Annotated in this window: 11 protein-coding genes, 1 pseudogene and 1 riboswitch; of the genes and pseudogenes, 6 read left to right on the top strand and 6 right to left on the bottom strand. The window is 70.2% G+C overall.

Annotated features, from left to right (window positions below; genetic code table 11):
• Together CHC05_RS03745 and CHC05_RS03740 are read left to right on the top strand one after the other, a co-directional pair.
• Window positions 1-208 (top strand): annotated as a pseudogene (locus tag CHC05_RS03745) (IS701 family transposase); the annotation flags it as partial.
• Between the two features lie 139 nt (window positions 209-347).
• Window positions 348-1,172, top strand: a complete 825-nt coding sequence (locus CHC05_RS03740) for an SDR family oxidoreductase (protein WP_089244604.1) — start codon at window positions 348-350, stop codon at window positions 1,170-1,172.
• On the opposite strand, the gene CHC05_RS03735 is transcribed toward CHC05_RS03740, so the two are convergent.
• The 5 genes from CHC05_RS03735 to CHC05_RS03715 all read right to left on the bottom strand — a co-directional run bounded on the left by CHC05_RS03735 (window position 1,152) and on the right by CHC05_RS03715 (window position 4,890).
• Window positions 1,152-1,610, bottom strand: a complete 459-nt coding sequence (locus CHC05_RS03735) for a hypothetical protein (protein ID WP_089244602.1) — start codon at window positions 1,608-1,610, stop codon at window positions 1,152-1,154. The two genes, CHC05_RS03740 and CHC05_RS03735, sit on opposite strands and share 21 nt — an antisense overlap.
• Window positions 1,567-2,445, bottom strand: coding sequence for a metal ABC transporter permease (locus tag CHC05_RS03730; protein WP_089244600.1), 879 nt, complete (start codon window positions 2,443-2,445; stop codon window positions 1,567-1,569). The genes CHC05_RS03735 and CHC05_RS03730 overlap by 44 nt, the downstream gene beginning before the upstream one ends.
• Complete coding sequence (locus CHC05_RS03725) at window positions 2,438-3,178, bottom strand: metal ABC transporter ATP-binding protein (RefSeq protein ID WP_089244598.1); 741 nt, start codon at window positions 3,176-3,178, stop codon at window positions 2,438-2,440. Before CHC05_RS03725 ends, CHC05_RS03730 begins: the two co-directional genes overlap by 8 nt.
• Complete coding sequence (locus CHC05_RS03720; RefSeq protein WP_089244596.1) at window positions 3,178-4,095, bottom strand: metal ABC transporter solute-binding protein, Zn/Mn family; 918 nt, start codon at window positions 4,093-4,095, stop codon at window positions 3,178-3,180. The genes CHC05_RS03725 and CHC05_RS03720 overlap by 1 nt, the downstream gene beginning before the upstream one ends.
• 138 nt (window positions 4,096-4,233) lie before the next feature.
• Window positions 4,234-4,890 (bottom strand): sulfite exporter TauE/SafE family protein, encoded by a 657-nt coding sequence (locus CHC05_RS03715; protein ID WP_089244594.1) that lies wholly within the window; start codon window positions 4,888-4,890, stop codon window positions 4,234-4,236.
• Between CHC05_RS03715 and CHC05_RS03710 the strand changes: the two genes are divergently transcribed.
• From CHC05_RS03710 to CHC05_RS03695, 4 genes are all read left to right on the top strand, one after another.
• Window positions 4,889-5,422, top strand: coding sequence for a hypothetical protein (locus CHC05_RS03710; RefSeq protein WP_089244592.1), 534 nt, complete (start codon window positions 4,889-4,891; stop codon window positions 5,420-5,422). The genes CHC05_RS03715 and CHC05_RS03710 overlap by 2 nt on opposite strands.
• A gap of 74 nt (window positions 5,423-5,496) precedes the next feature.
• Window positions 5,497-5,703, top strand: a riboswitch (cobalamin riboswitch).
• Window positions 5,704-5,817: 114 nt separating this feature from the next.
• The gene (locus tag CHC05_RS03705; RefSeq protein WP_089244589.1) at window positions 5,818-8,175 is read left to right on the top strand and encodes a ribonucleoside-diphosphate reductase subunit alpha; all 2,358 of its coding nucleotides are present in this window, start codon (window positions 5,818-5,820) and stop codon (window positions 8,173-8,175) included.
• Window positions 8,172-9,170: a ribonucleotide-diphosphate reductase subunit beta gene (locus CHC05_RS03700; RefSeq protein WP_245870636.1), complete on the top strand. Its 999-nt coding sequence runs from the start codon at window positions 8,172-8,174 to the stop codon at window positions 9,168-9,170. The genes CHC05_RS03705 and CHC05_RS03700 overlap by 4 nt, the downstream gene beginning before the upstream one ends.
• 105 nt (window positions 9,171-9,275) lie before the next feature.
• Complete coding sequence (locus CHC05_RS03695; protein ID WP_089244585.1) at window positions 9,276-9,917, top strand: vitamin K epoxide reductase family protein; 642 nt, start codon at window positions 9,276-9,278, stop codon at window positions 9,915-9,917.
• 7 nt (window positions 9,918-9,924) lie between these two features.
• Here the strand turns inward: CHC05_RS03695 and CHC05_RS03690 are convergent, their stop codons facing one another.
• On the bottom strand, window positions 9,925-10,506 hold the full coding sequence (locus CHC05_RS03690) for a TetR/AcrR family transcriptional regulator (RefSeq protein WP_089244583.1): 582 nt from the start codon (window positions 10,504-10,506) through the stop codon (window positions 9,925-9,927).
• Window positions 10,507-10,595 lie beyond the last annotated feature (89 nt).

Below are 10,595 nucleotides of genomic sequence, written 5' to 3'. Positions count from 1 at the left end.
ACGCACCGCGAAACGCACCCTGATCCGGCTCGCGAAACTACGCTGGCGCGTCGAACACGACTACCGCGAAGTCAAAACCGGACTCGGCCTGGACCACTACGAAGGCCGTGTATGGCAAGGCTGGCACCACCACACCACCCTCGTCTCCGCCGCTCACGCGTTCCTGACCCTGCAACGCCTGAACCCAAAAACCCGTGCGCCGGAATGACTCTCTACGCCGTACTCCGACGCCTGCAACACCTGCTCGCCCGCCTCATCGGCACCTGCCCCACCTGCCAAACCCACTTCCCGCAACGCCGCCACCGTCCAGGACGCGGACCATGACAAAGCCCTACTAGCCTGGCCGAGTGGATCTTCTTGTAGTGGGCGGCAGCGGCCTGCTCGGGCTGGAGGTCACGCGGCAGGCCCGCCGGGCGGGCCAGCGGGTCGCGACGACCTTCCACACCAGACGGCCGGACGGCGACGCGCACCACCTGGACATCCGCGACCGTGCCGCGGTCATCGCATTGGTCCGCGCCGTCGAGCCCGCTGTGGTGGTGAACGCCGCCTATCTCCAGGCGGACTGGGCGACGACGGCTGACGGGGGCACGCACGTGGCGCTCGCGGCCGCCGCGACCGGTGCCCGGCTCGTACACGTCTCCAGCGACGCGGTGTTCTCGGGTGCGGCGGGCCGCTACGACGAGACGGCGGTGCCGGATCCCATCACGCCGTACGGTGCCGCCAAGGCCGCCGCCGAGACAGCGGTCAAGGCCATCACACCGGCGGCGGTCATCGCCCGCACGTCGCTGATCATCGGCCGCGGCGACTCGCAGCACGAGCGCCAGGTGCACGCGCTGGCGGGCGGCGCACCCGGAGCGCTCTTCACGGACGACCTGCGCTGCCCGGTGGACGTGGGTGACCTCGCGGCGGCGCTGCTGGAACTGGCTTCGTCGCCGCACGCGGGCGTCCACCACGTCGCCGGCGCCGGAGCGGTCAGCCGCCACGAGCTCGGCGTGCTCATCGCCCGCCGGGACGGCCTGGACGAGTCGGCCCTTCCACGTGCCCTGCGCGCCGGCAGCGGCCTCCCCGGACCGGCCGACGTGCGGCTGGACAACACCAAAACCCAGGCGCTGCTGACCACCCGGCTGCGCGGTGCCCGCGAGTTTCTCGCGTCACCGCTGCCAGTCGAGTAGGTCGGCCAGGAGCGGCTCCAGCGCGGCGGCGCGGGCCCGTTGCCATGCGCGGTGGGTGGGCAGGCCCGGGTGTGGTGGGAGGGTCGAGTTTCGGCGCCACATGCCGGCCTGGGCGATGACGAAGCGGGCCGCCTCCGGAGGCTCGTCGGCGAGCAGCCTCAGGGCCTCGCGGCGGGCGGTCGCCGGCCCGTCAAGGTGGCCCGCCGCGACCACGTCGGCGGCCAGCAGTGCCGCGTCGAGCCACGGCGCCCCGGCGCTGACCGCGCTGCTGACCGCCTTCGCGAAGACCGTGTCGCCGTTCGCGAGGGTCAGGATCGCGGCCGGGCCGGGCGACATGCCGCCGTGCACGTCCCTGGCGGCGACGACCTCGCCACCGCACACGGCCGCCCGGAGGTCAGCCGGCGCCTTGTGCCACGGTGGTCGGTTGGTGAAGGACATCCCGCGACACGGTACGGCGTCGGCGCGCGCCGACGATCCGGCACACCACGTAGATCAGGAACGAGATCGTCGTGACGTACGGGCTGATCGGGATCGTGCTGCCCAACGAGAGCAGGATCCCGCCGACGACCGAGCCCACCCCGAACACCACGCTGAGCACCGTGACCACCACCGGGGACGCGGTGACCCGCATCGCCGCGGCGGCCGGGGTGCACACGACGCTGAGGACCAGCAGCGCGCCGACGATCTGCACCGACATCGCGACCGTCAGGCCCAGCAACACCATGAAGACCGTCGAGAGGGCCGCCACGGGTACGCCGCGCGCCGCCGCCTGCTCCGGATCGGCGCTCGCGAAGGAGAGCGGCCGCCACACCACCACCAGACCGACCAGCACCACCGCCGAGGTGGCCAGGAGCCAGGACAGCTGCGGCGTGTCGACCGCGACGATCTGGCCCGTCAGCAAGCCGAACTTGTTCGCCGACCGTCCCTTGTAGAGTGCCAAGAACAGCACGCCCAGGCCGAGTCCGAACGGCATCAGCACGCCGATGACCGAGTTGCGGTCGCGGGCCCGGCTGCCGAGCAGTCCGATGAGGACGGCCGCCAGGATGGAGCCGGTCAGCGAGCCGAGCACGACGTTGGCGCCGAACAGCAGTGCGCCGGACGCGCCCGCGAACGACAGCTCGCTGATGCTGTGCACCGCGAACGGCATGTCGCGCATCATCACGAACACGCTGATCAGGCCGCCGACCAGGCCCAGCACCGCGCCGGCGGCGATCGAGTTGTGCACGAGCGCCAGCAGTTGCCCGTAGTCGGCGAAGGTGAAGAGCTCACTCATGGTGCGCCTGCGGGATGCCGGCGACCAGGATCCGGTCGTTGACTGTGACGACCTCGACCGGGACCCCATACAACTGCGACAGGACCGCAGAGGTGAACACCTCCGGCACGGTGCCGATCCGGAACCGGCCGCCGGCAAGGTAGAGCACGCGATCCACGTAGGGCAGCACGGGGTTGATCTCGTGAGTCACGAACAGCACCGCCGTGCCGGCCTCCCGGCGGCGGCGGTCGACCAGGGCGGTGACGGTGCGCTGGCTGCGCAGGTCGAGGGAGAGCAGCGGCTCGTCGCAGAGCAGCAGCCGCGGGCCGGCGACGAGCGCCTGCGCGACGCGTACCCGCTGCTGTTCTCCTCCCGAGAGCACCCCGATCGGGTGGTCCGCGAGCTCGGCGGCGTCGACCGCTTCGAGTGCGGCCCGGATCCGGGCGGTCCGCCCGGCGGACCGGCCAAGGCCCCAACGGTGTCCGTCAAGACCTTGGCCGACCACGTCGCGGGCCCGCAGCGGCGTCAGGAGGTTGACCCGCCGCTGCTGTGGCACGTATCCGATGCCGTCGGTCACCGTGACCGTCCCGGCGGTAAGGCGTTGCAGGCCGAGGATCGCGCGTACGAGGCTGGTCTTGCCGGAGCCGTTGGCGCCGAGGACCGCGACGAACTCGCCGGGCTCGACCCGCAGCGAGAGCCCGGACCACAACTGCCGCGACCCGTACGCGAGCCCGGCGTCGACGAGCTCCAGCATCAGCTCAGCGCGGTCTCGATGGCGGACAGGTTGCCGCTCATCCAGGTCAGGTAGTCCTTGCCGGCCGGCAGCGTCTCGGTCACCGGCACGACGTCGACCTGGTGGTCCTTCGCGGCGGTGAGCACCTTCTCGGTCTCGGGCCCGGCGGTCTGCTCGTTGTAGGCGAGCAACTGGACCTGCTTGCCCGTGAACAGGTCGAGGGTCTGCTGGAGTACGGCGGCCGGCACGTCAGTGCCTTCCTCGATCGCCTCGCTGAACTCCTCGGGCGTCTTGTTGGCCAGCCCGCACGCCTCGAGCAGGTAGAGCGGCACGGGCTCGGTGATCGCCACGCCGGCACCGCCGTGCGCGGACTTGATCGTGGCCGACCGCTGCTCCATCGCGTCGAGCTTCTGCTTGAACGCGGTCGCGTTGTCGCTGAACGTCGCGGCGTTGCCGGGGTCGGCCTTCGACAGCGCGCCGACGAGCTGGTCGGCGAGCTTGGTCATGCTGGGGAAGTCGTACCAGACGTGCTCGTTGAGCTCTTCCCCGCCTTCCGCGGTCTTGCCGGAGATCTGGACGGCGTTGAGCACGGTCGCGTCGCTGCCGGCCGACTCGAGCATCGTGTCGACGAAGTCGTCGTAGCCGCCGCCGTTCTCGATGACCACGTCGGCCTTGGAGAGGTCGAGCTGGGTGCGGGTGTTCGCCTCGTACGAGTGCGGGTCCGCCGCCGGGTCGGTGATGATCGAGGTGATCGTGGCCTTGTCGCCGGCGATCTGCTTGGCGATGTCGCCGTAGACGTTGGTGGAGGCGACCACGGACACGCCGCTCGGGGTCGCGGCGGCGGCGGCCTCGTCGCCGGACGAGGAACCGCACCCGGTCGCGAGCACCGCGACGGAGACGAGGGCGGCACCGAACAGAGCCGCGCGTTCATGACGCATTGCGGGCGCCACCTTCCGAATTGAAAACGAGTTTCATTACGAAAGGACGCTAGGCGACGGCCGGCGGGCGACACAAGGGGTCGTCGAGTGACTTACGTCTATATATTGTGGTATCGCCATATCGTCATATGCGCAGCACTACCGGGCGGCGCTGATACACATGCTGACCGCGGCGACGACGAGCACGGCGTCGACGAGCACCTCGAAGCGCCGCGGGCTGACGTCCCGCACGATCCGCCGCGCGACGAACGATCCGGCGATGAGCGCGGCCCCGATGACGGCGCCGCGGAGGAGGACGTCCGTGCCGAGCGCCCCGGCGCTCACGAACGTGGCCAGCTTGCTGGCGAACAGCAGCAGGGCGCTGGCGGCCTCGGAGCCGAGAAACGCGCCGCCGCTCAACCCGTAGGCGCTGAAGACCGGCACGCTGAGCGGGCCGGTGGACAGCACCAGCCCGGTGAGGAAGCCGACCACCGCACCGGCGGCCGCCAGGTGCCGGAGCCGCAGACGGCCCAACGCGGCGAAGCGCCGCAGCGGCACCATCGCGAGGAAGAACACTGCCAGGCACCCGTCGACCAGCCGGGGCGGGACGGCCAGCAGGGTGTGCGCACCGAGCGCGGCGGCGGGCACACCGGGCAGCGCGTACGCGAGGACGGGCGCCCACTCGATGCGGCGCCACCACGCGACGACGCGGCCGACGTTGCCCATGACGGCGGCGACGGCCATGACCGGCACGGCGACCCGCAACGGCCGTCGCACGAGAGGCGGTGCGGGCGGCGGCCCTATCGTCATCGGCATGGCGATCGTCTTCGGCTTGGTGGTCAATTTCGGCTCCGACGAAGCTGCCGCGCATGCCGCCTGCGACGTGGTCCGCGGCGCCGCCGCGATCCCGGTCGGGCACCGCCAGATCCGCCTCCACGAACCATTGCTCGGCCAGGTCACCGGAGCCGGCGGCGTGCCGTACCTGGAGCTGAGCGCGGTGCCGGTCGGCGTGGGCTGGGGGGTCGCGCTGGATCGCGGGCACGAACGGCTGGTGCTGACGGCCGCGGAGCTGACCACCGTCGGTCGCGCGCTCTACGACCTCGTGGCCGAGCTCTCCGGATACCAGGCGGCCAAGGTCGGCTTGGAACCGGAGTGGCAGGTCGATCTGGCCGAGCTACGGCAGGACTGGACCGCCGAGCTCGCCGAGGGCCACCGCGTCCTGGCGGGCCTGGTGCTGGGCGAGACGGTGCTCGCCGACCTGCGCGGCCCGAGCTTCGTGCCGTTCGCCGCCGGCTTCGTCTGGATTCCCTACGACGGCGAGCGGCCGACGTCGCTGACGTCCGACTGAACGACGGGAGCGACGCAACTCACGCGACACGCCGGCACAGCATCTGGTGTTGGTGTTTCGCGGCGGCACCCATATATGGTCTTGGCCGCAGCTGGTTCGGCCGTCCTCACCGGATGGCCGAGGCAACAGGGAACCCGGTGTGAATCCGGGACTGCCCCGCAGCGGTGAGTGGGAACGACCGCCGTCAACGAAGCACTGGGCCTCGGCCTGGGAAGCGACGGCCAGTAGGAACGCGCACGACGCCCACGAGTCCGAAGACCTGCCAGTGCGCCGCATGCCGTCCGGTGTGCGGCGGTCGAAGGCCGCGTGGGACGGCCGACGCCAGCACCGAACCGCGCATCGGCGCGGGTCGGTGGCGTCCTCCTGCGCGTCCGCATGGTCGTGAGGAGGGGGACATGACGGTCACCACGGAGACGCCCGCCGTGCCGGAGCAGCGGCGCCACGCGATGCGGGTGCGCAAGCGCGACGGCGCTCTGGAGCCGGTCGACGTCAACAAGATCGTCCGGGCGGTCGAGCTGTGGGTCGGTGACCTCGACGAGGTCGACCCGCTGCGGGTCGCGACCAAGACGATCAGCGGGTTGTACGACGGTGCCACCACGGCCGAGCTCGACAAGCTCTCGATCCAGACCGCCGCCGAGCTCATCGGTGAGGAGCCGCAGTACTCGCGGCTGGCCGCCCGCCTGCTCGCGGCTTACGTCGACAAGGAGGTCCGCGGCCAGGGCGTCGCGAGCTTCAGCCAGTCGATCCGGTACGCGTACGACCAGGGCCTGATCGGCGACGAGACCGCGGCTTTCGTGGCGCGCAACGCCCGCAAGCTCGACGACGCCGTCGACGTCGACGGTGACCGGCGCTTCGAGTACTTCGGCCTGCGCACCGTGGCCGACCGCTACCTGCTGCGCCACCCGCAGACCCGCCTTGTGGTCGAGACGCCGCAGTACTGGCTCCTGCGGGTCGCATGTGGACTATCGACCAACCCGGCCGAGGCGATCGCCTTCTACCGGCTCATGTCGTCGCTGGCCTATCTGCCGAGCTCGCCCACCCTGTTCAACTCCGGCACCCGGCACACCCAGATGTCGTCGTGCTTCCTGGTCGACTCGCCGCGCGACGAGCTCGACTCGATCTACGAGCGCTACCACCAGGTCGCGAAGCTGTCGAAGTTCTCGGGCGGCATCGGCATCTCGTGGTCGCGGATCCGGGGCCGGGGCGCGCTGATCCGGGGCACCAACGGCAGGTCCAACGGCATCGTGCCGTTCCTCAAGACGCTCGACGCGGGCGTGGCCGCGGTCAACCAGGGCGGCCGGCGCAAGGGCGCGGCCTGTGTCTACCTGGAGCCGTGGCACCCGGACGTCGAGGAGTTCCTGGAGCTGCGCGACAACACCGGCGAGGACTCCCGGCGCACGCACAACCTCAACCTGGCCAACTGGATCCCGGACGAGTTCATGCGCCGCGTCGAGGCCGACGAGGACTGGTCGCTGGTCGACCCGTCCGACGCGCCGGAGCTGCCCGACCTGTTCGGGGAGGCGTTCGACGACGCGTACCGCGCCGCCGAGAAGAAGGCGGTCAAGACCGTCAAGGCGCGTGACCTGTACGGGCGGATGATGCGCACGCTCGCCCAGACCGGCAACGGGTGGATGACGTTCAAGGACCCGTCGAACCGGCTGTCGAACCAGACCGGCGCGCCGGGCAACGCGATCCACCTGTCCAACCTGTGCACCGAGATCCTCGAGGTCAACTCCGACGACGAGACGGCGGTGTGCAACCTGGGCTCGATCAACCTGGGCGCCCACCTGACAGCAGAGGGCGTCGACTGGGACAAGCTGCGCGCGACCGTGCGTACCGCCGTCGTCTTCCTCGACCGGGTCATCGACATCAACTACTACCCGTCGGAGCAGGCGGCCGCGTCGAACCCGCGCTGGCGGCCGGTCGGGCTCGGTCTCATGGGGCTGCAGGACGCGTTCTTCTCGCTCCGGCTGCCGTTCGACTCCGACGCCGCCCGCGAGCTGTCGACGCGCGTACAGGAGGAGATTCTCCTGACCGCCCTGGAGACGTCGGCCGGCATGGCCGAGGAGTTCGGCGCGCACCCGGCCTTCGCCGAGACCCGGGCCGCGCGCGGCGACCTGCACCCGGACCTGTGGGGCGCGACGCCCACGCAGACCGCGCGCTGGGACGCCCTGCGCGGCCGGATCGCCGCGACCGGGCTGCGCAACTCGCTGCTCGTCGCGATCGCGCCGACGGCCACCATCGCGTCGATCGCCGGCTGCTACGAGTGCATCGAGCCGCAGGTGTCCAACCTGTTCAAGCGCGAGACCATGTCAGGCGAGTTCCTCCAGATCAACACCTATCTGGTACGGGAGCTCAAGGCGCTCGGCCGGTGGACGCCGGAGGTGCGCGACCAGATCAAGCGGTCCGAGGGCTCCGTGCAGGGCATCGAGAGTCTGCCGGCCGACGTGCGCGAGCTGTTCCGCACCGCGTGGGAGCTGCCGCAGCGGGCGCTGATCGACCTGGCCGCGGCGCGGGCGCCGTACATCGACCAGTCGCAGTCGTTGAACCTGTTCCTGAGCGTGCCGACGATCGGCAAGCTCTCCTCGATGTACCTCTACGCCTGGAAGTCCGGGCTGAAGACCACGTACTACCTGCGGTCGCGTCCCGCGACCCGGATCCAGCAGGCGACGGTGTCGATCGTCCCAGTGGCTGACGCCGAGGCTCTCGCCTGCTCCCTCGAAAACCCCGAAAGCTGCGAGGCCTGCCAGTGACCCTGCTCAACCCCGGACTCGACCTGACCCTGAGGCCGATGCGCTACCCGGCGTTCTTCGACCGCTTCAAGGACGCCATCAAGAACACCTGGACGGTCGAGGAGGTGGACCTGCACACCGACCTCGCCGACCTGGCCAAGCTCTCGCCCGCCGAGCAGCACCTGGTCTCGCGCCTGGTGGCGTTCTTCGCGACGGGCGACACCATCGTGGCGAACAACCTGGTCCTCAACCTCTACCAGCACGTGAACTCGCCCGAGGGTCGGCTCTACCTGTCGCGGCAGCTCTTCGAGGAGGCCGTGCACGTCCAGTTCTATCTCAACCTGCTCGACACGTACGTGCCGGACGAGCAGCAGCGCTTCGAGGCGTTCGCGGCCGTGGAGAACATCCCGTCCATCCGGCGCAAGGCCGAGTTCTGCTTCAAGTGGATCGACTCGATCTTCGAGCTGCGCGAGCTGAAGACCCGCGACGACCGCCGGGCCTTCCTGCTCAACCTGATCTGCTTCGCCGCCTGCATCGAGGGCCTGTTCTTCTACGGCGCCTTCGCGTACGTGTACTTCCTGCGCTCCCGCGGCGTCCTGCACGGCCTGGCCAGCGGCACCAACTGGGTGTTCCGTGACGAGTCGATGCACATGGCGTTCGCGTTCGACGTGGTCGACACGGTGCGGCGCGAGGAGCCGGACCTCTTCGACGCCGACCTGGAGAAGCAGGTCACGGCGATGATGGAGGAAGCGGTGGAGTGCGAGGTGCAGTTCGCCGAGGACCTGCTGGAGCAGGGCGTCAGCGGCCTGTCCCTGGCCGACATGCGCTCCTATCTCCAGCACGTGGCCGATCGCCGGCTGGCGGTGCTCGGCATCGCGGCGCGCTACGGCAGCAAGAACCCGTTCGCCTTCATGGAGCTGCAGGACGTGCAGGAACTGTCCAACTTCTTCGAGCGCCGGGTGTCCGCGTACCAGGTCGGGGTGACGGGCACGGTCGCCTTCGACGACGACTTCTAGACAGGGGTGCACGGCTCGGCGGTCGCCTGCCTAGCCGTGCGTCGATGTGAGCGCGGTCACGCGCACGGCCGCCAGACTCGAATCTCGGCTGTATTCTGGCCCGTTATGAGCCAGATCCTCACCGGCCCGGTCACCGACGAGCCCCAGGACTCAGACGAGGTGCGGCATGGGATCAGTGACCGGCTGATCGGGTGGATCCTCACGGTCGGTGGGCTGGTCGGCGCCCTGGCCGCGTTCGTGCTCACGGTCGAGAAGATCGCGTTGCTCAAGGACCCGGCGTACGTGCCGAGCTGCTCGATCAACCCGATCCTGTCCTGCGGCTCGATCATGACCACCGACCAGGCCGAGGTCTTCGGCTTCCCGAACCCGCTGATCGGCCTGCTCGCGTTCCCGGTCGTCGCGGCCATCGGCGTCGCCGTGCTCTCCGGTGCCCGGCTGCCGCGCTGGTGGTGGCTCTCGCTGCAGGCCGGCACGCTGTTCGGCATCGGCTTCGTGCACTGGCTGTTCTTCCAGAGCCTCTACCGCATCGGCGCGCTGTGCCCGTACTGCATGGTGGTCTGGGTCGTCATGATCCTGCTGTTCACCTTCGTCACGCTGCACAACCTCGACCGGGGCCACCTGCCCGCACCGCGCCGGCTCACCGACACCCTGCTGCTCGCGCGCGGCGCCATCCCCACGCTGTGGCTGTTCGTCCTCGCGGCCCTGATCGGTCAGCGGTTCTGGTTCTACTGGAGCACCCTGCTCTGACCCCGCGTCACTCCCAGGGGAGCTGGCGCAGGGCCAGGTCGGCCATGGACCGCAGCTCCGCCCGGCTCGCGCCGGAGGCGGCCTGCACCGCGAAACCCTGCGAGAGCGCGATGACGTAGCGCGCGGCGTCCCCTGGGTCGACGTCCGGGGGAAGCTCACCCGCCTCGGCGAACCGCTCGGTGAGCTTGACGACGGCGACCTGGCGGCGGGCGCGGAGATCGGCACCCGGCTCGATCGCCGCATCACCCGCGGCCAGCGCCCCCTGGACCAGGAGGCAGCCGGCCGGATACTCGGGGCGGGTCGTGGCGTCGGCGGCCCCGTACAGCCAGAGCCGGGCCACCTCGCGCGGGGAGTCCGCGGCCAGTGCCGCCGCGCCGTACCCGTACACGTTGTCGCTGTAGCGGTCGACGACCTGCTTGAAAAGCCCTTCCTTCGAGCCGAACGCGCCGTAGATGCTCCCGGCCCGCAGCTTGGTCGCGGCCGACAGGTCGGCCATCGTGGTGCCCTCGTAGCCCTTGGCCCAGAACACGCGCAGCGCCGCTTCCAGCACCTCGTCGACGTCGAACCCGCGGGGCCTGCCCATCGCCATCGTGACCCTCCACACTTTTTGAATCTCTGTTCAAGATATCACTTGTCCGCTCTCGACCTGGCGTGACATCTTGAACAAGCATTCATAAA

Origin of the sequence: Asanoa hainanensis (genome assembly GCF_900188485.1) — a bacterium.
In the GTDB taxonomy this organism is placed as follows: Bacteria; Actinomycetota; Actinomycetes; order Mycobacteriales; family Micromonosporaceae; genus Asanoa; species Asanoa hainanensis.
This window is presented reverse-complemented; position numbering and strand designations above follow the sequence as displayed.

Excerpts from the sequence above, each read along its gene's own strand:
- CHC05_RS03695 (WP_089244585.1), top strand. The coding sequence starts at position 9,276 with ATGAGCCAGATCCTCACCGGCCCGGTCACCGACGAGCCCCAGGACTCA.
- CHC05_RS03735 (WP_089244602.1), bottom strand. The coding sequence starts at position 1,610 with ATGTCCTTCACCAACCGACCACCGTGGCACAAGGCGCCGGCTGACCTC.
- CHC05_RS03720 (WP_089244596.1), bottom strand. The coding sequence starts at position 4,095 with ATGCGTCATGAACGCGCGGCTCTGTTCGGTGCCGCCCTCGTCTCCGTC.
- CHC05_RS03690 (WP_089244583.1), bottom strand. The coding sequence starts at position 10,506 with ATGGCGATGGGCAGGCCCCGCGGGTTCGACGTCGACGAGGTGCTGGAA.
- CHC05_RS03730 (WP_089244600.1), bottom strand. The coding sequence starts at position 2,445 with ATGAGTGAGCTCTTCACCTTCGCCGACTACGGGCAACTGCTGGCGCTC.
- CHC05_RS03715 (WP_089244594.1), bottom strand. The coding sequence starts at position 4,890 with ATGCCGATGACGATAGGGCCGCCGCCCGCACCGCCTCTCGTGCGACGG.
- CHC05_RS03725 (WP_089244598.1), bottom strand. The coding sequence starts at position 3,178 with ATGCTGGAGCTCGTCGACGCCGGGCTCGCGTACGGGTCGCGGCAGTTG.
- CHC05_RS03710 (WP_089244592.1), top strand. The coding sequence starts at position 4,889 with ATGGCGATCGTCTTCGGCTTGGTGGTCAATTTCGGCTCCGACGAAGCT.
- CHC05_RS03705 (WP_089244589.1), top strand. The coding sequence starts at position 5,818 with ATGACGGTCACCACGGAGACGCCCGCCGTGCCGGAGCAGCGGCGCCAC.